19 protein-coding genes are annotated in these 21559 nt (G+C 67.5%); 13 read left to right on the forward strand and 6 right to left on the reverse strand.

Annotated elements, in window-relative coordinates; all coding sequences use genetic code 11:
- Positions 1–133 precede the first annotated feature (133 nt).
- The gene (locus NS4_RS01835) at positions 134–1585 is read left to right on the forward strand and encodes an MFS transporter (RefSeq protein WP_063057899.1); all 1452 of its coding nucleotides are present in this window, start codon (positions 134–136) and stop codon (positions 1583–1585) included.
- A gap of 191 nt (positions 1586–1776) precedes the next feature.
- On the opposite strand, the gene NS4_RS01840 is transcribed toward NS4_RS01835, so the two are convergent.
- Entirely contained in the window at positions 1777–2112 is a 336-nt protein-coding gene (locus NS4_RS01840) for a MerR family transcriptional regulator (protein WP_063057698.1), read from the reverse strand.
- A 396-nt stretch (positions 2113–2508) separates the two neighbouring features.
- Between NS4_RS01840 and NS4_RS01845 the strand changes: the two genes are divergently transcribed.
- From NS4_RS01845 to katG, 3 genes are all read left to right on the forward strand, one after another.
- On the forward strand, positions 2509–2793 hold the full coding sequence (locus NS4_RS01845; protein WP_439955751.1) for a cold shock domain-containing protein: 285 nt from the start codon (positions 2509–2511) through the stop codon (positions 2791–2793).
- A gap of 144 nt (positions 2794–2937) precedes the next feature.
- Complete coding sequence (locus NS4_RS01850) at positions 2938–3342, forward strand: Fur family transcriptional regulator (protein ID WP_063057901.1); 405 nt, start codon at positions 2938–2940, stop codon at positions 3340–3342.
- Positions 3343–3377: 35 nt separating this feature from the next.
- A complete protein-coding gene (gene katG, locus NS4_RS01855) occupies positions 3378–5609 on the forward strand; it encodes a catalase/peroxidase HPI (RefSeq protein ID WP_063057699.1) in 2232 nt (743 codons plus the stop codon).
- 70 nt (positions 5610–5679) lie between these two features.
- Here katG and NS4_RS01860 read toward each other — a convergent pair whose 3' ends face one another.
- From NS4_RS01860 to NS4_RS01870, 3 genes are all read right to left on the reverse strand, one after another.
- On the reverse strand, positions 5680–8970 hold the full coding sequence (locus NS4_RS01860) for a protein kinase domain-containing protein (protein WP_063057700.1): 3291 nt from the start codon (positions 8968–8970) through the stop codon (positions 5680–5682).
- Between the two features lie 177 nt (positions 8971–9147).
- Positions 9148–9327, reverse strand: a complete 180-nt coding sequence (locus NS4_RS33135) for a PhlB family protein (RefSeq protein ID WP_245664983.1) — start codon at positions 9325–9327, stop codon at positions 9148–9150.
- A gap of 1346 nt (positions 9328–10673) precedes the next feature.
- Positions 10674–11444, reverse strand: a complete 771-nt coding sequence (locus NS4_RS01870; protein ID WP_063057701.1) for an IclR family transcriptional regulator — start codon at positions 11442–11444, stop codon at positions 10674–10676.
- A gap of 67 nt (positions 11445–11511) precedes the next feature.
- Here NS4_RS01870 and NS4_RS01875 point away from each other — a divergent pair, with 67 nt between their 5' ends.
- The 6 genes from NS4_RS01875 (at position 11512) to NS4_RS01900 (ending at position 17566) form a co-directional block, all read left to right on the forward strand.
- Positions 11512–12513 (forward strand): 2-dehydro-3-deoxygalactonokinase, encoded by a 1002-nt coding sequence (locus NS4_RS01875; RefSeq protein ID WP_063057702.1) that lies wholly within the window; start codon positions 11512–11514, stop codon positions 12511–12513.
- A gap of 41 nt (positions 12514–12554) precedes the next feature.
- On the forward strand, positions 12555–13178 hold the full coding sequence (locus NS4_RS01880) for a 2-dehydro-3-deoxy-6-phosphogalactonate aldolase (protein ID WP_063057903.1): 624 nt from the start codon (positions 12555–12557) through the stop codon (positions 13176–13178).
- Between the two features lie 48 nt (positions 13179–13226).
- Positions 13227–14375, forward strand: a complete 1149-nt coding sequence (gene dgoD / locus NS4_RS01885) for a galactonate dehydratase (RefSeq protein WP_063057703.1) — start codon at positions 13227–13229, stop codon at positions 14373–14375.
- A gap of 11 nt (positions 14376–14386) precedes the next feature.
- Positions 14387–15715: an MFS transporter gene (locus tag NS4_RS01890; RefSeq protein WP_063057904.1), complete on the forward strand. Its 1329-nt coding sequence runs from the start codon at positions 14387–14389 to the stop codon at positions 15713–15715.
- Between the two features lie 94 nt (positions 15716–15809).
- Entirely contained in the window at positions 15810–16376 is a 567-nt protein-coding gene (locus NS4_RS01895; protein ID WP_218020280.1) for a DUF2165 domain-containing protein, read from the forward strand.
- A 101-nt stretch (positions 16377–16477) separates the two neighbouring features.
- Entirely contained in the window at positions 16478–17566 is a 1089-nt protein-coding gene (locus tag NS4_RS01900; protein WP_063057704.1) for a methyltransferase, read from the forward strand.
- 37 nt (positions 17567–17603) lie between these two features.
- Here the strand turns inward: NS4_RS01900 and NS4_RS01905 are convergent, their stop codons facing one another.
- Entirely contained in the window at positions 17604–18113 is a 510-nt protein-coding gene (locus NS4_RS01905; RefSeq protein ID WP_063057705.1) for a CGNR zinc finger domain-containing protein, read from the reverse strand.
- A 25-nt stretch (positions 18114–18138) separates the two neighbouring features.
- On the opposite strand from NS4_RS01905, the gene NS4_RS32565 reads away from it, so the two are divergent.
- Positions 18139–18303: a hypothetical protein gene (locus NS4_RS32565; RefSeq protein WP_169811713.1), complete on the forward strand. Its 165-nt coding sequence runs from the start codon at positions 18139–18141 to the stop codon at positions 18301–18303.
- 136 nt (positions 18304–18439) lie between these two features.
- Entirely contained in the window at positions 18440–19084 is a 645-nt protein-coding gene (locus tag NS4_RS01915; RefSeq protein ID WP_063057707.1) for an HhH-GDP family DNA glycosylase, read from the forward strand.
- 63 nt (positions 19085–19147) lie between these two features.
- On the opposite strand, the gene NS4_RS01920 is transcribed toward NS4_RS01915, so the two are convergent.
- Positions 19148–20680: an FAD-dependent oxidoreductase gene (locus NS4_RS01920; protein ID WP_245664985.1), complete on the reverse strand. Its 1533-nt coding sequence runs from the start codon at positions 20678–20680 to the stop codon at positions 19148–19150.
- Between the two features lie 137 nt (positions 20681–20817).
- Here NS4_RS01920 and NS4_RS01925 point away from each other — a divergent pair, with 137 nt between their 5' ends.
- Positions 20818–21558 (forward strand): SCO6745 family protein, encoded by a 741-nt coding sequence (locus tag NS4_RS01925; protein WP_063057907.1) that lies wholly within the window; start codon positions 20818–20820, stop codon positions 21556–21558.
- Position 21559 lies beyond the last annotated feature (1 nt).

Raw genomic sequence — 21559 nt, forward strand, 5'->3', positions numbered from 1 at the left:
GCGATCCCCGGCCACGGTCGGTCGCCGCAGCCCCGCCCTGCCGAGTGGCAGCGCGGGGTTGCGGCGTCGGTGTCTCGCGTCCCGGCGTGTGTCGCGCAGCGATGAACTGCGGCGGATCCGTATCTTCGGTGACGTGAACCCCACCGAGCTGCCCCGTCTCGGCTCGGCCGCCGGCCGCTGGATCGTACTGGCCACCGTGCTCGGCTCCGCGGTGGCTTCGCTGGACGCCACTGTCGTCAATATCGCGCTGCCCCGCATCGGTGCCGCGCTCGATACCGATGTCGCCGGCCTGCAGTGGACGCTGAACGGCTACACGCTGACACTGGCCTCGTTCATTCTGCTCGGTGGCTCCTTCGGGGACCGCTTCGGCAGGCGCAAGGTCTTCGTCGCCGGGGCCGGCGGGTTCGCTGTCGCGTCGCTGCTGTGCGGAGCGGCCGTGAACATCGAGATGCTGGTGGCCGCCCGGGTGCTGCAGGGTGTGGCCGGGGCCATGCTCACACCGGGCAGTCTCGCGCTGATCTCCGCCTCCATCGACAACCGCGATCAGGGTGCGGCCATCGGGCTGTGGTCCGGGTTCGGCGGGGTGGCGGGGGCGGTCGGGCCGTTCCTCGGTGGCTGGCTGATCGAGGTGGCGGGCTGGCGGTCCATCTTTTTCCTCAATGTGCCGCTCGTGGCGGTCGTCGTCCTGGTCTCGCTGCGGCACGTGCCGGAGAGCAGCGATCCCCACGCGGCCGACCGGCTCGATCTCCCCGGCGCGCTGGTGGTGGCCGCGGCGCTGGCTGCGCTGACCCTGGGGTCGATCGACGGGCTACCGGTCCTGGTGGGCGCCGGTGGGGTACTACTGGCGGTCTTCGTCCTCATCGAGATGCGCAGTGATCACCCGCTGGTACCACCGGCACTGTTCGCCTCCCGGGTTTTCACGGTGGCGAATCTGGTCACCCTCGCGGTGTACGCCGCGCTCGGCGGTGTGTTCTTCCTGCTGGTGCTGGAACTGCAGATCGTGGTGGGGTACACGCCGTTGCTCGCGGGACTGGCCACGCTACCGGTGACGTTGCTGATGCTGGCGCTCTCGGCCCCCTCCGGCCGCTGGGCCCAGCGGCACGGGCCTCGTCTGCCGATGACCTGCGGGCCGTTGCTCGCCGCGGGCGGACTGGTCCTGCTCCAGCGGGTGGGTCCCGCAGCCTCCTATCCGCTCGATGTGCTGCCGGGGGTGCTGGTCTTCGGTCTCGGGCTGTCGCTGCTGGTCGCGCCGCTCACCGGGGCGGTCCTCGGCGCGGTGAGCGCGCGCGAGGCCGGGATCGCCTCCGGAGTGAACAACGCGGTCGCGCGGACGGCGCAGTTGCTCGCGGTGGCGGCCCTGCCGGGGCTGGCGGGGATCTCCGGTGCTCTCGACGATCCCGCGGTGTTCGACTCCGGATTCGGTGTCGCGATGTGGATCTGTACGGGTCTGCTGCTTATCGGCGCCGCGCTGGCCGGGGTCCTGTTGCGGCCGCCGCGGCGGGCCCCCGAACCGGCCCGCGTGGACTGCCTGCCCCAGTGCGGAGTCGGCGGCCCCGCGATAGCTCCGGCCCGGGCCGGGCAGTAACGGTGTGCCGTGGACCGAGTGGCCGGTGCGGTTTCACCTCGAGGTGCATGATCGGAAAGATCTGGGGTAGACGCTGCATATGCATGCGACACCCTTCGTTTGGGCGGCCGGTGTTTCCGCCGGCACCGTCCCGTGGACCCGGAGCGTGCGGCGGTCGACGCCGCGGGCATTGTCCGGTGCGACCTGCGTGACTACGGCGTACCGCGCAGATTGTCGTTGTCCAGGCGCAAGCGGTCGTTGTCGGCGTGCAGATCGGCATTGGCATCCTCGAGGGCGAGGATGCGGCCGATACCCGTGAGGTTCACGCCGGCGGCGACGAGTTCGGTGATCCGGCGCAGGCGAGCGAGATCGTTGCCGCTGTAGCGACGGGTACCGCCGTCGCTGCGCGCCGGGGTGAGCAGACCGTGGCGTTCGTAGAGTCGCAGCGTCTGTACGCCGATGCCCGCGAGACCTGCGGCGACCGAGATCCCGTATACCGCCTGATCGGGATCGGGCAGGTGTTGCCCCGGGTCGCGCTCGTGATCCATGCACTCCTCTTCTCCTCGTCGTACACGAGGTTTCCTACCTTATCAATTTGCACTAGGTAATTGTCGATGCTATAAGAAATCTGTGCCGCGAGACAAAGATTATCTGTCCGACAGATATGAGCAGAGGGCTTCGTGACGAGAAGCCGAGCGGATCACTTCGGTCCGCCGCGCCCCGTCTCCGCCTCCTCGGATGTCCCGCGTGCGCGACGAGCGTTTTTCCGTCCACCGATTCGCAAGTTTGGAGATGTATCCGGTCATGGCTGCTACCGATCCGACAACAGCTTCGACACGAGAACGCGCGGAGTCCCGCGCGCAGGCCCAGGTGGTATGGCCCGAACCGAGTCCGCTCAGTGAGTGGTGGGACCGGGTCATGGGCACTTCGAAGGCGAGGGTCCGGTGACGGCGCCCGCGTCGCCGCGCCTGGCGGACGAACCCGGCGCCGCGCTACCCCGTCCGGCGGCCGAGCGGCCCCCGGCCCGGTCCGGCCGGGTGATCTGGTACGACGCCCAGAAGGGCTTCGGCTATATCGATCCCGACGACGATATCGCCCCGGTATTCGTGGAGTACCGGAGTATCGATGCCGACGGCTACCGGGTGCTCTTCGCCGACCAGCGCGTGGAATTCTCCACGGTCGCACGTGCCGGCGGGGCGGAGGCCGTGGGCGTGCGGATCTGCGACTGAGCAGCCGGGAGAAAGGGCCGTTCCCGACATGACGAAGAAATCGCCGTGACCAGCTCATATGGTGGCGCGGACCGTGAATGCTTGACTCATTCCAGAAAAGAGACCAGACTTTCGGCTGTGCATGCGGCCGTGGATTTCCAGCAGATGCTGCGGGGAGTTTCGCTGCGCGTGACGGCTCCGCGCGTGGCGGTGCTGAGCGCGGTGTACGACCACCCGCATGCCGACACCGATTCGATCATTCGCGCCGTGCGGGCGCGCCTGTCGGCGGTCTCGCACCAGGCGGTGTACGACTCGTTGCGCACACTCACCGCGGCCGGGCTTCTCCGTTGTATCCAGCCGTCCGGCTCGGTGGCCCGTTACGAGTCCCGCGTCGGTGACAACCACCACCACGTCGTATGCCGGACCTGCGGTTCGATCGCCGATGTCGACTGCGCAGTCGGCGCGGCCCCCTGTTTGACAGCCTCCGATGATCACGGCTACTCGATCGACGAAGCCGAGGTCATCTACTGGGGCCTGTGTCCCGACTGTGCGGTGTCGCACCGGGCCTGATCGCAGCTCCTGCCACTTATTCAGGAAGGAAAGTCGTGACCTCCGATAGTCGTCCACCCGCTCCTGACACCGGAACTCGCAGCACGAGCGAGAGCGAGAACCCGGCGATCCCGTCCCCGACGCCCCGTCCCGACCAGCGCCCCCGCAGCAATGCGGACTGGTGGCCGGAGCAGATCGATGTCTCGGTCCTGCATGCTCATTCCTCCAAGGCCAATCCGCTCGGCGAGGACTTCGACTACGCCGCGGAGTTCGCGAAGCTCGATGTGGAAGCCCTCAAGGCCGATGTCGCGGCGGTGCTGACCGATTCGCAGGACTGGTGGCCGGCCGATTACGGAAACTACGGTGGCTTGTTCATCCGGATGAGCTGGCATGCGGCGGGTACCTACCGGATCGCCGACGGCCGTGGCGGCGGCGGTCAGGGCGCGCAGCGGTTCGCGCCGCTCAACAGCTGGCCCGACAACGCCAGCCTGGACAAGGCGCGCCGCCTGCTGTGGCCGGTGAAGCAGAAGTACGGGAACAGCATCTCCTGGGCCGACCTGATCGTGTTCGCCGGCAATGTGGCGCTCGATTCGATGGGCTTCGAGACCTTCGGATTCGGCTTCGGGCGCCCCGATATCTGGGAACCGGAAGAGGTCTTCTGGGGTCCGGAGGACACCTGGCTCGGCGACGAACGCTACAGCGGTGACCGGGAACTGGCGAACCCGCTGGCCAACGTGCAGATGGGGCTGATCTACGTCAACCCCGAAGGCCCCAACGGGCGGCCCGACCCGGTGGCCGCCGCGCGCGACATTCGCGAGACGTTCCGGCGAATGGCCATGAACGACGAGGAAACCGCCGCGCTCATCGTCGGCGGTCACAGTTTCGGCAAGACCCACGGTGCGGGCGATGCCTCCCTGGTCGGCGCCGAACCCGAGGCCGCCCCGATCGAGCAGCAGGGCCTGGGCTGGAAGAGCAGCTACGGCACCGGCAAGGGCAAGGACGCCATCACCAGCGGTCTCGAAGTCGTCTGGACCTCCACCCCGACCCAGTGGGGCAACGGATTCCTGCAGAACCTGTACGGCTACGAATGGGAGCTCACCAAGAGTCCCGCGGGCGCCTATCAGTGGAAACCGAAGGACGGCGCGGGCGAGGGCACCATCCCGGATCCTTTCGACGGCCCCGCCCGCACACCCACGATGCTGACCACGGACCTGGCCTTGCGGGAGGACCCCGTCTACCGGGAGATCACCAGCCGCTGGCTGGAACATCCCGAGGAGCTTTCCGAGGCGTTCGCCAAGGCATGGTACAAGCTGCTGCATCGCGATATGGGGCCGATCAGTCGCTATCTCGGCCCGTGGGTCCCCGAACCGCAGTTGTGGCAGGACCCGGTCCCGGCGGTCGACCACGAACTGATCGACGACGAGGACATCGCCGACCTGAAGGGCAAGGTCCTCGACTCCGGCCTCTCGATTCCGCAATTGGTCAAGACCGCGTGGGCTTCGGCGGCGAGCTTCCGCAGCACCGATAAGCGCGGCGGCGCGAACGGCGCCCGGCTCCGGCTGGAACCGCAGAAGAGCTGGGAAGTCAACGAACCGTCCGAACTTCGGAAGGTGCTGCCCGTCCTCGAGCGGATCCAGCAGGACTTCAACGGATCGGCATCGAATGGGAAGAAGGTGTCGCTGGCCGATCTGATCGTGCTCGCCGGCTCGGCGGCGGTCGAGAAGGCGGCGCGGGACGCGGGTTACGACGTGACCGTGCCGTTCCGGCCCGGCCGCACCGACGCCACCCAGGAGAACACCGATGTGGAGTCGTTCGCGGTGCTCGAACCGCGGGCGGACGGGTTCCGCAACTATGTGCGCAACGGCGAGAAGGCGCCGCTGGAACGTCTGCTGGTGGACCGGGCCTACCTGCTCGATCTCACGGCGCCGGAGCTGACGGTGCTGGTCGGCGGTATGCGCGCACTCGGCGCGAACCACGGTGGTACGAAGCACGGTGTGTTCACCGACCGGCCCGGTGTGCTGACCAACGACTTCTTCGTCAACCTCTTGGATCAGAACACGGAGTGGAAGGCGTCGGAGTCGGCGGAGAACGTCTACGAGGGCAGCGACCGCCGCAGCGGCGAAGCCAAGTGGACGGCCACCGCCAACGACCTGATCTTCGGGTCGCATTCGGTTCTGCGCGCTGTGGCCGAGGTGTACGCACAGCGCGACGCCGGCCGCAAGTTCGTCGACGATTTCGTCGCCGCGTGGGTCAAGGTCGCCGAGAACGATCGATACGATCTGCGCTGATCCGGTCCACGGGTTCCGGGCCGTCTCATACGGGGCGGCCCGGACTCGTCCGGCGAGAGAGCGCGCAGCGCTACCGGCGCGGCTGCCTGCTCACTTGCTGTGCGTTCTCCACCACCCAGGCCGCGATTTGAGCGCGTGAGGTGAACCCCAGCTTGGTCAGGATGTTCTCGACATGGCCTTGGGCGGTGCGCTGCGAGATCACCAGCTTGGTCGCGATCTGCCTGTTGCTGAGTCCCTGGGCGACCAGTTCGGCGACCTGCCGTTCGCGCCGGGTGAGGTCGCTCGCGTGGTCTGCCGAGGAGCCGGCGCCGGTAGCCGGTTCGCCGAGCGCGTAGGCCACGGCAGCGTCCATACCCATAGTCTGTCCCTGCTGATGGGCCGCGTCGAATCGCCGGTCACCCAAGGCCGCCCGGGCGTCGTGTTCGCACTGCTCGTGGAAGCCGGCCATATTCTGGTAGACGGTCGTCACCCGGGCACCCGCCGGCCGCAATCCCTGTGCGGCGCCCATGAGCACTGCGGCGCGTTCGGCTTCTGCGGAAATATCGACAACCCAGGCCATCGCCTCGAGACAGAACATATTGATCACTGTGCTGCCGTTGAGACCGCTGTTGACCCGCAACGCCTCCCGCACCAGCTGCCGGGCCCGTTCCGGGTCGCCCTCCCGCCAGACTGCCACACCGAGACCGCGTAGGGCCGCTGCGCGATGGAGTAGCTCACCGCGCGGCTCGGTGATCGCGACCACTTCCCGGTAGCACTCGCTGGCCCGGGTCGTCTCCCCGGTCAGTTCATGGGCCCAGCCGAGCAGGTCCAGCGCGCTCATCCGCAGCTGACTCGCCGGGTCGGTGCCGGCGAGTTCCACGGCGCGTTCGAAATAGGCAGGTGCGGCGCCGGGTTCGCCACGGGACATGGCGAAAACCCCTTCGCAATAAGCGAGCTGCGCGCGGCACATCGGCTCGGTCTCGCGCTCGGCGAGATCTCGCGCTTGCGCCAGCGCGTCCGCCGCCGCCGGGAACTCACCGTGCAACGCCGCCAATTTGCTCGCCGCGCACAGAGCTCCGATCCGGCCGGGCACCGAATGCCATCGGGAGCGAGCGAGCGCGCGCCGCAGCCATGATCGTCCCTCCCCGTAGAGCCCACGGAAGTTCCAGAACTCGAAGAGTCCGGCAGCGATACGCAGACCGGCATCCGCCGCCGCCTCGGTGTCCTCGGCCAGGCAGTACTCGAGTGCCTCCCGCAGATTGGGTTGTTCGCGCGCCAGCCGGTCGATCCAGCGGGGCTGCTTCGCGCTGATCCAGCCGCCTGCGGCCTCTTCGCACAACCGCTCGTACCACTCGCGGTGCCGTCGGCACAATTCGGCGTCCCGACCGGCTTCCCGTAGCTTCTCCCGGCCGTAGACGCGCAGGGTCTGCAGCATCCGGAAACGCACCACGCCGCTGGTTTCCTCGCGGATGAGAACGGACTTATCCACCAGGGAAGACAGCACGTCCAGCACACTGCGCGGACCGGAGTCGATATCGCAGACACCCTCCGCGGCGTCCAATTCGCAGCTTCCGGCGAACACCGAGAGCTGACCCCACAGTTGCTGTTCGGCCGGAGTGCACAGGTCGTGACTCGAGTCCATGCACAGGCGCAGTGTCTGCTGACGGGACGGTGCGGTGCGGGTGGCCCGAGTGAGCACCGGGTTGCGGATATCGATCCGCTCCAGGATCTGCTGCGGTGTCATGGTCCGCAGGCGAGCGGCCGCCAATTCGATGGCCAGTGGCAGTCCGTCCAATCGGGCACAGATCCGCGCCACGGCACTTTTGTTGCTTTCGTCGAGTTCGAAGCCCGGCACCGCTACGGCGGCGCGTTCGGCGAACAGGGTGACCGCGTCGAAACGGGGCAGTCCGAGCAGTGTGGGCTCGCGATCCGGTTCGGGAACCGTGAGCGGTGCCACCCGCAGCACCGCCTCGCCGGCGATGTTCAACGGTTCGCGGCTGGTGGTGAGGATCCTCAATCCCGGACAGCCCTGCAGCAGGACCTCGTCCAGTTCCGCGACCGCCTGCACCAGCTGCTCACAGTTGTCCAGCACCAGCAGTGTTTCGCGCGGGCACAGGTACTCCACCAGCACATCGATCAACGGCCGGCCCGATTCGTCGCGTATCCCGACCGCGGCGGCCACCACATCGACCAGGATCTCGCGATCGCAGACATCGGTGAGATCGACCAGCCACACTCCGCCGGGAAAATCCCGCCGCACCTGCGAGGCGACTCGAAGCGCCAGCCTCGTCTTTCCCACGCCCCCGGTTCCGGACAGAGTCACCAGCCGGGCGTTGGCCAGGAGATTCTTCACCTCCGCCACTTCGGTGCGCCGGTTCACAAGACTGGTCAGCTCCAGGGGGAGGTTACCTGTGTGGTCGGAGCGAATCGACTTACGCTGGTCCGGTACGCGGGGCTTGTTCGGGTGCTCTTCCCGTGCGGGTCGGCTCTGCACCGCCATATCGTCCACCGGATATCCGTGCCGTTTCTGTAACCGCCGGATGCTTTCTCCCAGGGCCGCGGCCGACGGACGTTTCCGGCTGTCCCTATTCATCGCCGATTCCACCAGGTCGCTGATATCGGTGGCCACACCGCGTTCTCTCAGGTCGGGCAGCGGCTGGGTGGTGATCCGCAGGAACTGGGTCACCATCTTCTCGCCGCTGCGCCGCTCGAACGCGGCGTGCCCGGTGAGTGCGCAGAACATGGTGGCCCCGAGCCCGTACACATCGGCGCCGGGGGTGGGCGGTTCGCCCTCGAGGACCTCGGGCGCGGTGAATGCCGGCGACCCGGTAACAGTTCCTGCGGCGGTGCGGAAACCTCCCGCGATGTGCGCGATGCCGAAATCGGTCAGCGCGGGTTCCCCGTAGTCGGTGAGCAGGATATTGCCCGGTTTCACGTCCCGGTGAACGACCCCGAGCCGGTGTGCGCTCTCCAGCGCTCCGGCGATCTTCACGCCGATCTGCAGCACGTCCTCGGCGGGCAACGGCCCGTGGTCGCGAATCCATGTGTCGAGGGAACCCAGCGGATAGAACGGGGTGACGAGGTAGGGCCGGCCGCGGGCGGTGATGCCCTCCTCCAGCACGGTGACGATATTCGGATGCCCGGTCAACCGGCCCATCGCGCGTTGCTCCCGGGCGAACCGGGCCCGATTGTCCTCGTCGGGTTCCGCGGTCAGCAGCTTCACCGCGACGGTCCGGTCCAGCGGCTCCTGCGTGCACCGGTAGACCACGCCGAATCCGCCACGCCCGACTTCCGCCGCGTCCTCGAATCCGGCCGCGTCGAGTTCCGTCGCGACGGTCATCGTCGATTCGCGGCGTGTGCGTGCGGAGTCGTCGCCGTTCATGGGGTGGACGTGATCCACCGAGTCTGGTTGTGGGCACCGGATACCATGCGCGTCCCTCTCGCCACCTCAACTCTATCGCCGGGGGCCCTCCGGCGGCGAGGCATCGTCCCCGGTAACGCGGTGGTAGGTGGCGGTTACGAGGCGATCATCCTGGGGGCGCGGGCTATCATGGGGCAGTCACTCCGTGGCGAGGGCCGGCTGCCCGGTGCTGATCACGAACACCGGGAAGCGGTCCCCGCGTGGCGGCGCCTGGAAGCGCACCCGGACCGGCCGCTCGGCCCGCGGAAGTTCGCCGTGGATCGTCGTGTAGACCCACGGCCCCTCGTCGAGTTCCACGATCGCTATTGCCGACTCCACCGCTTCGGTCCGTGCGTTCGGCGAACAGGCGACCTTCCGCCAGCACACGATGGAACCGCTTCCGGCCGAGGGGACGCGTTCGAAGTCGTCGCACCGGCATGCCGAGCACCGCGTGACCGGCGGGGCGAACAGTCTGCTACAACTTCCGCACCGACGGATCATCAGTGCGGCCTCGGTGCATTCCGCGTACATATCACCGCAGCTCGAGAGGTTGTCGGGATTCCACTGGTGCATTACTGCCCTCGATGTGATGGTGGCCGATTCGTTCGGCTTCCAGGGTCTGCCATTGGGCGCGCAAGCGCGCCGGTCGAACGGCCCCGGGTATACCTGTTTTCGAATAATGCCCGGTCAGAGCGATGAAGGGTCGCTGATAGGGGCCGTTCAGTGGGGGTGATGGCGGTCATACCCGTACCTCGCCGGGTAGCGCTGTCACCACGGAACGGTTCTCGGCTTCGTCGTATCGAGGACACTCACTGGTGCGAGCCCCGAGAGTACTGCCCCGGGATTTTGTGCCGACGACGCCGGATTCGTGGAAGCCGACGCCCGGAAGGCTCATATGCGCCGTAAACGCGGTACCTGGACGGTGATTCCGTAGGTGATCTGTGCACCCACCGATGAAACGCTCTTCAAGCACATATCGGCGTGGAACGGTGCATGATCGGGTCTGTTGCCGGGTGGGTGAAAAGACTCCCGCGCCGCTGCATCGGTAATCGTCGATGAAGGCTTTCGTTACATTTCCTCTACAGAAATGTGTGAAACTCACACGAAACATTTGCCGGAGTACGGCAACAGCCCACCGGATCCGGTCCGGCGGGCTGTTGTCACAGGATTCCCTGCTCATGCGCAGCGCATACTTACTCGGCAGAGAAGCTCGACAGGGTTCCGATGCCACCGAAGATGTCACCGAAGGCGCCGAAGAAATCGCCGAGGGCGCTGAAGTCCACTGAACCCATGATAATGCTCCTGTCGTATCCGTTGCTTCGGCGAAGCCGTCTGCGCCGCCGCACACCTTGGTACTGGTGTTATCCGAACGTTATAGGTATCGCAGGTTAAATCAAACTGAATTGTGATCCATCCGACACATTCGATCCGAATGTCCATTGAATTACATCGGTGTCGGTAAACCGACCGCTCGCAGATAACAAGATCGTGACGCGTAGTAAATGCGTGAATTTCTCATATATTACGCCGCCGAGGTCGAACGATGCATTTCGCACAGGTAATTATGTGTTCTTCTGGCGCCCTTGCGTTTCCGTCGCTCCGATGCCGTCTGCCGACGTCCGGCGAGGGCGATGCGAACACCCACCGCGCGACCGTCGCTCTCCGGTAGGTCGTGCCTCGGCTGCTCAGGTCGCCAGGTAGCCCAGCGACGCCGAGATGCGGCCGGCGGCGCGGCGTACCACCGGCACCAGGCCGCGCATCCGCTCATCGGGCATGTACGGGGTGGTCGCCGATACGCTGACCGCGCCGACGATCGCGCGGGACGCATCGCGTATCGGTGCCGCGACACAGCGGATACCGGGTTCGTTGTCCTCGAGGTCCATGGCCGCACCGGTCCGGGCGTAGGTCTGCATGCGGGTGCGGAAATCCTCGAGGTTGCCGGGCTTCGCCCCGACCGGTTGCCTCGCTTCGTCGGCGGCGTACTGCTCGGCCCAGCGATCGGCGGCGTCGAGCAACAGCGCCTTACCGACGCCCGCGCGGGTCAGCGGCATGCGATACCCGATCCGCGAGCGCATCTCCGCGCCCCGTGAGCCGGGCAATTTGTCGAGATAGAGCACCGAACCGCCGTCCTCGACGGCCAGATGGACCGTATCGAGCACCGTGGCCGACAACTCCTCGAGCACCGGTCGCGCCACCAGCGGTAGCGGGTTGCCGTGCAGCGCCTTGAAGCCGAGTTCGATCAGGGCCGGCCCCAGGGTGTAGCCCCGTTTGTCGTGGCGGAGGAAGCCCTGGGCGACCAGTAGTTGTGCGAGCCGGTGGGTGCTGCTGCGGCCGAGGCCGGTGCGTTCGACGATTTCGCGCAACCCGTGCGCCCCGTCGCCGACCGCGCGGATCACCGCGAGGCCGCGGGCGAGGGTCTGGGTGCCGGGCGGGATGGTGTCGGGAGAAGCGATCACCGCTCCAGAGTCCCATAATCAGGGACTTGGTTGGAAATAACGGGACGTCCTGTCCATAGTGACCGTCATGACACCGGACCGACCAGGGCTCTCGACGCCGCGTCTCATCGGACTCGACTGGGGCACGACGTCGATGCGGTGCTGGCTGCTCGGTGCCGACGGCAGGATTCTGGACACCCGGCGCCTCGCCGGGGGGCTGCTCGATATGGCCGCCGGTATCGATACCGCTGATCAGGCGGCGCGGGCACGCGCCTATGAAGCGACCTTTCTGGACGTGTGCGGCGAGTGGCTCCGTGCCGACCCGGGCCTCCCGGCGTTGGCCTGCGGCATGGTGGGCAGTGCGCAGGGCTGGTACGAGGCCGGTTATCTCGATGTTCCGGCCCGGCTCGATATCACCGGCCCGGCGCTGGCCCGGGTGCCCGTGGCCGGGGGTGCTCTGCATCTGGTGCCCGGTCTGCGCGTCCCCTCCGACCCACGCCGCGATAGTGCCGGCGATGTCCTGCGCGGTGAGGAAACGCAGGTCATCGGCGTGCTCGAATCGATCGAACGACCGGATACCGAACATGTCCTGGTGCTGCCGGGAACCCACACCAAATGGATCCGTATCGCCGACCGCAAGGTACTGTCCTTCACCACGGCTATGACCGGCGAGTTGTACGGCCTGGTCACCCGGCACGGACTGCTGAGCCATACCGGAGCCACCCCGCGCCGCGACGACCCGGCTTTCGCGCGCGGCCTGACGGCCGGGTTCTCGTCCCGCGAACGTGGATTGGCCGCCACGCTGTTCGGTGCGCGGGCGCTGGTTCTCGACGGCCTGCTCGAACCGGCCGCGCTGGCGGACTACCTCTCCGGCATCGTCATCGCCGACGAAGTGCGGCATCTGCTACCGCAGTACGGCGGCGCGGAACAGATCATTCTGTGCGGCACCGAAGATCTGTGCCGCCGGTACGCCACCGCGCTGCGGGCTCGGAAGGTGCGCACGCAGGTGGTGGACGAGGATGCCGCCGCGACGGGACTGTGGTCGATCGCGGTCGGTGCCGGGCTGGTCGGGGCGGGTACCGACGCGTGACGAACGGCCGACAGGAAATGAACACTATCGAGGAGTTATTCATGGTGGGCGCATCGGAGGCCACGCGATCCGGGTTGATCGCCATTCTGCGGGGAATCACCCCGGGCGAAGTCGTCGAAGTGGGCTCGGCTCTGGTCGAGGAGGGCTTCCACGCCATCGAAGTGCCGCTGAACTCACCGGACCCGTATCGGTCCATCGAGTCGCTGGCGACGAGTTTCGGCATGGTCTGCCCGGTCGGTGCCGGAACCGTCCTGCGTCCGGAGGAAGTGGAGCGGGCCCGCTCGGCGGGCGCCCACATCATCGTGTCGCCCGACACCAATGTCGAGGTGATCGCGGCCACCCGCGCCCTCGGTATGCGCTCGTACCCGGGGGTCGCCACGCCCACCGAAGCGTTCGGTGCCGTTCGTGCCGGGGCGCGCAGTCTCAAACTGTTCCCGTCCGAGGCAATGGGAATCTCCGGGATGCGGGCCGTGAGCGCAGTCCTGCCGAGCGACGTGGAGCTCATCCCGGTCGGCGGTGTGGACGAAACCAATCTCGCGGACTGGCGCGCCGCCGGGGCCGGCGGGGCCGGTATCGGCACCGCGGTCTACCGGCCCGGCGACAGTGCCCGCGACGTTCGCGCCCGAGCTCGCCGGCTGTCGAGGATCTGGGCGTCCACCCCGTAGTACCCGCTCGTCACCGGACAACGCTGTCCGCTGCACAGGAGGAAATCAATGAAGATCGCGTCGATCGAGACGTTCACGCTGCCACCACGCTGGCTGTTCGTGCGTATCGAAACCGATGACGGCACCGTCGGCTGGGGTGAGCCCGTGCTGGAGGGGCGCGCGGCCTCGGTCGCCGCGACGGTCGACGAACTGTCGGATTATCTGATCGGCCAGGACGCGGGCCGGATCGAGGATCTGTGGACGGTGCTGTACCGGGGCGGGTTCTATCGCGGCGGCGGTATCCATATGAGTGCACTGGCCGGTATCGACCAGGCGCTGTGGGATATCAAGGGCAAGGCGCTGGGTGTCCCCGTGCACGAACTGCTCGGCGGACGGGTTCGCGACCGCATCAAGGTCTATTCCTGGATCGGCGGTGACCGGCCGGACGAGACCGCGAAGGCGGCCCGGGAAGCCGTTGACCGCGGTTTCGCCGCGGTGAAGATGAACGGCACCGAGGAACTGCAGTATCTCGATACCTGGGACAAGATCGACCGCTGCGTCGCGAATGTGGCCGCGGTCCGGGACGCGGTCGGGCCGAATATCGGAATCGGTGTCGATTTCCACGGCCGGGTGCACAAGCCGATGATGAAAGTGCTGCTGCGCGAGCTGGAATCGTATCGGTTGATGTTCGTGGAGGAGCCGGTGCTGTCCGAACACGTCGACAGCGTGGTGGATGTGCTGCGGCAGTCGCCGATTCCGATCGCGCTGGGGGAGCGGTTGTTTTCCCGCTGGGATTTCAAATCGGTCATTGCCTCGGGGGCGGTGGATATCATCCAGCCCGACCCCTCCCACTGCGGCGGAATCACCGAAGCCCGCAAGATCGCGCAGATGGCCGAGGCCTACGATGTGGCGCTGGCGCTGCACTGCCCGCTCGGCCCGATCGCGCTCGCGTCCTGCCTGCAGATCGACGCGGGGTGCTACAACGCGACCATCCAGGAACAGAGCCTGGGCATTCACTACAACACCACCAACGAACTGCTCGACTACCTGGTCGATCCGGCGGTGTTCACCTACGCCGAAGGTCAGGTCCGGATTCCGTCCGGGCCCGGCCTCGGCATCGAGATCAATGAGGAATATGTGGCGGAGCGGGCGGCGGTCGGACACCGGTGGCGTAACCCGATCTGGCGTCACAGTGACGGTTCGTTCGCGGAGTGGTGACCATGAAGACAATGCTCGATAAGCGGCCTGCGGTATCCGGCCTGGCCGCCAAGGCCAGTAAAGCGCGCATCCTGATCGCGGTCATGCTGTTCGTGACAGTGGTCATCAACTACATGGATCGTGCGAACCTGTCGATCGCGGTACCCGCCATCGCCGACGAGATGGACCTGTCCTCGGCGCAACAGGGCCTGCTGCTGTCGGCATTCGGCTGGACCTATGCGGCACTGCAGATCCCGGGTGGGTGGTTCGTCGACCGTGTGCCGCCCCGCGTGCTGTATCCCGTCTGCCTGCTGCTGTGGTCGCTGGCGACTGTGTTCATGGGAATCATCGGCGGTTTCGTCGCACTCATCGCACTGCGGCTGCTGGTGGGAGTTTTCGAGGCTCCGGCCTATCCGATCAACAACCGTGTGGCCACGGCCTGGTTCCCGGAGCGCGAACGCGCCTCTGTCATCGGGTTCTACACCTCGGGTCAGTTCATCGGCCTCGCGTTGCTGACCCCCGTGCTGTCGTGGCTGCAGTCGGTGCTGAGCTGGCACTGGGTTTTCATCTTCACCGGTGGGGTCGGTGTGGTGTGGGCGCTGGTTTGGTACCTCGTCTACCGCGAGCCACGTGATTCACGGGCCAACTCCGCCGAGATCGCGCATATCCGCGAGGGCGGCGGCCTGGTCGATCTGACCTCCTCGCGGGCGGAACGGACCCGGGTCACCTGGACCGATATCGCCACGGTACTGGGGCGGCGGAAACTCTGGGGCGTGTACCTGGGGCAGTTCTGCCTCACCTCCACCCTGTGGTTCTTCCTCACCTGGTTCCCGACCTATCTGGTGAAATACCGCGATATGGACTACATCAAGTCCGGGTTCCTGGCCTCGCTGCCATTCATCGCCGCGGTGATCGGGGTGCTGTTCTCCGGGGTCTTCTCCGATTTCCTGCTGCGGCGCGGCGTCTCGCTCGGTATCGCCCGCAAGGGGCCGATCATCGCCGGCCTGCTGCTGAGCACCACCCTGATCGGTGCGAACTTCACCGATTCCACCGCACTGGTGATCGTGTTCCTGTCGGTCGCCTTCTTCGGCAACGGATTGGCCTCCATCACCTGGTCGCTGGTCTCGGCGCTGGCGCCGGAACGACTCATCGGAATGACCGGTGGGATGTTCAATTTCATCGGTAACCTCTCCGGTATCGCCACCCCGATCGTGATCGGTTTCCTGGTCACCGACGCCAGTTTCGCGCCCGCGTTCGTCTACATGACCGTGGTGACGCTGCTCGGTATCGCCTCCTACGTTCTGCTCGTCGGGCGGGTCGAGCGGGTGCGGGAATCGCGTTCGGTGCCGGAATCGGTCTGAGTGGCGGGCTGCGCGCCGATGAGGGGCGCGCAGCCTCCCGGCCGGGGGAATCGACTGCGTTGTGACGGTGCGGGGGATCGGAAATGATCCCCGTGTGTCAACCACAACGGATACATCATTCAGCTCGGAATCCAAGCGCGGGAAGGGATTTCTGAATCTGGCCGGTAGCCGGCAGCTGGCGGTCGCGGTCCTCGCCGCCATCACCGGCTTCTACTACCTGCTCGTCGCGATAACGAACTGCACCGATACCGAGACCAACCGGCGGGGTGTCGCCGCGGTGCTGTCGATGGAACAGACCATCCACAGCGCCGGCACCGACTGGCGGGCGATCGGTAACGAGACCGTCGCGCTCGTCGCCTACATCCTCATCGTCGGCTGGGAATTCCTCATCGCGTTCGTCCTGCTCGCGGCGGCCGTCGTGTGGGTGCGCGCCCTGCGCGGACGGGTGGGAGCGACAGCTACCGCCGCGAAACTTTCCAGCCTGGGCTGGACGCTGGCCGTCCTGCTGTTCGCGGGCGGCTTCCTGACCATCGGTGGTGAATGGTTCCGGATGTGGGCCAACGAGGATGTGAACGCCTCGTCGGCCGCGCTGCAGAATTTCCTGATTGCCGGGGTCGGGCTGATTCTGGTGCACCTGCCGCGGTCCGCGGACGCCGGCTGACGGTCGGCGGCAGAGGTCCGACACGACCGCCGCGTTGTCCCGGGGGTGCCCACGAGAGGTCGTAGTCTCAGCGGATACACCCACCACGAGAGGGAGTCGCCATGCTCTCCGATCGAACGAAGACACCGCCGCGGTCGGTCGTTCGCGCGATGGAACGGGTCCGCGGCGGATTGGCCGGGATCCACCGGCGGCTGATTCCTCCACATTTCGCCCTCCTGGAGATGGTCACCGCGGGCTGGCTGTCCCAGGCGATCTACGCGGCCGCCGCCCTGGATATAGCCGGTGCGCTCGTCGCCGGCCCGCGCTCGGGCACCGACCTCGCGCGGGCGGTCGGCGCGGACCCCGATGCGTTGCGGCGGTTGCTGCGCCTGCTGACCGCGCACGGTATCTTCGCCCGGCGCCGCGACGGTCGTTACACGCTCACCCCGATGGCCCAGGCCTTGCGCACCGACGTGCCCGTCTCGCTACGGGACGCGGTGCTGTTCTTCGGTAGCCCGACGCACCGCGACCACTGGAATCGTCTCGTGGACGTGGTGCGCACCGGTCGGCCGTCGGTCGCCGCCCGCGCCTTCTTCGATCTCGTCCGCACCGACCGCGCGCTCGGCGATATGTTCGATCGCGCGATGTCCGATATGGATGGCCTCGGGCATCGCGCGGTGCTGGCAGCGCACGACTTCACCCGCTACCGCACGGTCGTCGATATCGGTGGTGGTCGCGGCGCCCTGCTCACGGAAATACTGCGCCGCGCGCCGGGTTGCACAGGCGTGCTGTTCGATCTGCCCGAGGTGGTGACCGAAACGACCGAACTGCTGGTCCGGGCCGGGATCGCCGACCGGTGTACCACGGTCGGCGGCTCGTTCTTCGACGCCGTCCCCGAGGGCGGCGACCTCTATGTGCTCAAGCACATCCTGCACGACTGGCCCGCCGAACAGGCGGGGCAGATCCTGCGGACAGTACGCGCGGCGATGGCCCCCACGGCCCGGCTGCTGGTGATCGAACTCCTGCTGCCGCAGCGGAATCACCCGCATCCGGGCCACTACATCGATCTCGAGATGCTGGTCCATACCGGCGGGCGGGAACGCACCGAGTCCGAGTATCGTGCCCTGCTGGCCGGTGCCGGGTTCGCGTTGATCTCGTGCAGACCCACGCCGTCGCCGGAGAATGTGCTCGAGGCCGTCCCGGTGCCGTGACACCCGCGGCACCGCACGGATGCCTGCCGGGAGCGGGTCACCCCGCCCGGCGGGCGGACCTGGCCCGGTGCCTGGCCACATTCACCCGGTTGGCGCACCGTTCGGAGCAGAAGCGGCGCCGCCCGTTGCGGGAGACATCGACGAACACCCGCGGGCAGTCCTCCCGCCGGCACTGCCCGATCCGGCCGGGCGCCGCGCAGTACAGCTCGGCCAGCCCCGCGGCAGTATAGGCCTTCACACGTTCCTCGATCGGCGCGTCCTCGGCGGCATAGTGCAGATGCGGGGAGCGTCCGTCGTGGGTCGAGATATAGGGGCGGCTCGTGGTCTCGGCCAGCAGCGCGTTGATCGGCTCGACCCCGGGCGCGCGGAACACCGCATCGAGCCGGCTGGTCCAGCGGCGCAGTTCGGCCGCCTGCCGGGGACTCACCGTCCCGATCGGTTTGTAGCCGGCCTCGGCCAATAGCGCGGCCAGATCCTGATCCGGTGGCGCGTTCACGAGCCGGGCGGCCAGATCGGCCGCGGCACCTCCGTAAGGGTTGAAATGCACAGAACCATTACAGCAGACTCGGGTCATGACCATCACCTGCTCTGCGTGCTCCTGGCCCGAACCCGTCCTGATCTCCGAGCACGGCGCGGTCCGTTACTGGCGCTGCGTATGCGGGCAGTGGCTGGTGAGCGAAGCGGATGCGGTTACCGCCTCACCCGGCGGCAGCGACCTGGCGGGTGTGCCGGGCTGACGGCTCGCGTGCTGTCGCCAACCGGTCGACACACCGCGGGAGCCAGCGCGACGGGGTAATGCCGCGCCGGGCTCCGGGCGGGGGAGTGTGAGCACGTCGGCCCCGGGTACCCGCGCGACCGAGACGAGGAGGAGTGATGAGCCACCAAAACGTTGTGCGCGCCCTGCTCGACCGAGCGGGCACCACCTATGCCGCCGAAGCCGGGATCAGGCTGGACGACAAACCGGCCCCGCTGTTCCAGCTGCTCTTACTGACCGATCTGCTCAGCGCCCGCATCTCGGCCGATATCGCGATCTCCGCGACGGCGGAGCTGATGAACAGCGGTTACCGCACCGCCCGGAAGGTGGCGGACGCGGACTGGCGGGATCTGGTCGACGCGCTCGGGCGCGGGCACTATCGCCGCTATGACGAGAGCACCGCCTCTCAGCTGGGCGCCGCCGCCACGACCGCCATCGAGAAGTACGACGGTGACCTGCGCAAACTCGCGGACGAAGCCGATCACGACACCGGCCGGGCGGCGGAATTGATCCAGCAGTTCAAGGGCATCGGCCCCACTGGTGGCGATATCTTCCTGCGCGAGGTGCAGGATGTGTGGACCTGGGCGCGCCCCTATTTCGACGAACGCGCTGTGCGCGGAGCCGCGAAGGTAGGGCTGCCCACCGATCGAAAAGAACTCGCTCGCCTGGCACCGCGCGATCGGGCCGCCGAATTCGCCGCGGCGCTGGTGCGGATCGGCATCGATGACGACGCGGCGGACGAAGTGCGTGCGGCGGCCGGCTGACCGCCCGCATCCCCGCGGCCGGACGAATGCGATGCGGTTACGCCTGTGCACTACCGGAGGTACTCAGACTCCACCCGGGTCGTGCGGTTCCAGCGGCGTGGTCGCCGGACCTTCGAGGACCTTGCCGTCGATATCGAAACGCGATCCGTGGCACGGGCAGTCCCAGCTCGTTTCGGCATCGTTGAACGCCACGAGACACCCGAGATGGGTGCACACCGCCGATACGGAGTGCAGCCGCCCCTCGTGATCGCGGTAGACGGCACTGCGGCGACCGGACCTGCGCATCACCGCTCCGCTGCCCGGGGCGAGGTCCGCGGCGGAGTCGACGAAGGTATGCGGGCGGAGCCGGTCGCCCACGAGATGGCGGCCCACGTCCAGCCCGGACTTCAGCAGGCTGCCGGCCTCGACCATCGGGTGCAGCCGCCGCGGATCGTAAATCTTTGCCCAGGGCGTCGGTTCGCCGGCGAGTTCGGCGGCCAGTAGCCGACCGCCCATGATCCCGTGGGTCATCCCCCAGCCCCCGAAACCGGTGGATACGTACACATGCCGGGCGCCGGGATGGAAGCGGCCGATATAGGGAAGCCCGTCGGTGGTGGTGTGGTCCTGGGCGCCCCAGTGGTAGGCGAGGGAATCCACCGGGAAATGGTCGCGAGCCCATTGCGCCAGCAGGTCGAACCGGTCCGCGGTCGAGGTCGTGCCCGGCCGAAGGTGCTCTCCGGTGATGATGAGCAGCCGCTGGTTCGCGCGGTACGGGGCGGTGCGCACCGAGCGGGTGTTGTTCTCCGTAGTGATGTACATACCGTGCGGGTCGTGCTCGGCGGCGATCACGCCTGCGACGGCCAGCTCGCGCCGCGGTTGCAGCCGGGTGAACAGCAGCGCCCGGTCGAACACCGGGTAGTGGGTGGCGACCACGACATCACGTGCCCGGACAACCGCGCCTGCTTCGGTGGTCAACCGGCATGGGCTGCCCTCGTCCAGCCCGACGACCCGCGTCCGTTCGAAGATCCGGCCGCCGCGCGCGACGAGAGCCTCGGCCAGGCCGAGTAGATAGCGCCGCGGATGGAACTGGACCTGGTCCGCCACGCGGACGGCCGCCGCCACCGGAAAGGGCAGACCGGTCTCGGTGACCAGGGTGGCCGGCAGCCCCGCGTGCCGCGCGGCATCGACCTCGGCGCGGATCTGATCGATCCGTTCCCCCTCGGTGACGTAGGTGTAGGCGGGCGCCCGTTCGAGCTCGCAGTCGATACCGAGTTCGGTGGCGGTGCGCTCGAGATGCTCGATCGCATCCTGCTGCGAGCGGGCGTACAGGCGCGCGGTCTCCTCGTCGAACGACGAACGCAGCATGTCGTAGACCAGCGTGTGCTGGGCGCTCACCTTGGCTGTGGTGTAGCCGGTGGTTCCGCTGACTATCCGGTCGGCCTCGAGTACGACGACCGAGCGTCCGGTGGCCGCGATCTCCCAGGCGCTGCAGATGCCCGCGATGCCCGCGCCGACCACCGCGACGTCGGCCTCGACATCGCCGGTTACCGGCGGATACGACGTCGATCCGGTGGAATCCATCCAATACGACTCGGCTGTTCCGGTGGGTGAGTTCACGGCGCGCGGATACCCCGAACCCGGCCGGCCACACCCGGCGCCGCGCACCGGGTGCCGGTCGGTCGCGAGCACGGCTTCCGTACGGCGTAAGAGACCGATACGGTAAGGCGGATATCCGGGCAGTGGAAGGAACGAAGATGTCGGTCGGCGCCACGGTGCACGCACATATCCAGCAACTCGGCGGCGGGTTCATGTTCTCCCGGGAGGCCCGGGAATACGCCGCCGAAACCGGTGTGGACGAATTCTTCGGTCCCTACACCCGCGGTCGCGGAGGCGTGCTCGGTGAGGTGGACGCCGATGTGGTGACCGCGGCGTTCGGGTTCTTTCCGGCCCACTCCATCCGCGCGGCATGGGAGTCGGTCCCGATGCCCGCCGCGAAGGCCGCCCACCGGTACGCGCTGGCCTGTCAGGATTTCGGCCGCCGGAAACTCGCTTCCTTCGACGAGGCGCCGCGTCTGGCCGAACTGCTGGAAGCCGTTGTCGCGGCAGCCGATCCGGCCGGACTCCCCTTGTTCGCGGGGTGGCGCGCCGTACCCCTGCCCGGTGACGCGCCGGGCCGCGTCATGCAACTCGCCCACCTCCTGCGCGAACTGCGCGGTGGACTGCACCTTCTCGCCGTGCGGGCCGTCGGTATCACCCCGCTGCAGGCCGTGCTGATCTCTGGGTCGCCGCTCAACGACGGGCCCGGCCAGGCCCGCTGGTACGGATGGCCCGAGCCGTTCGAGGAGATCACCGCCGAGGTCCGGGCTGCCTGGCAGCGTGCGGAATCGATCACCGACGACATCATCGCCCCCGCGTTCGCGGTCCTCGACGACGACGCGGGAACCGACCTCACCCGCCTGGTCGCCGCTGCCCACACCGCGACCTTCGCCCGCTGAG

It is taken from the genome of Nocardia sienata NBRC 100364, from assembly GCF_001613205.1.
GTDB lineage: Bacteria > Actinomycetota > Actinomycetes > Mycobacteriales > Mycobacteriaceae > Nocardia > Nocardia sienata.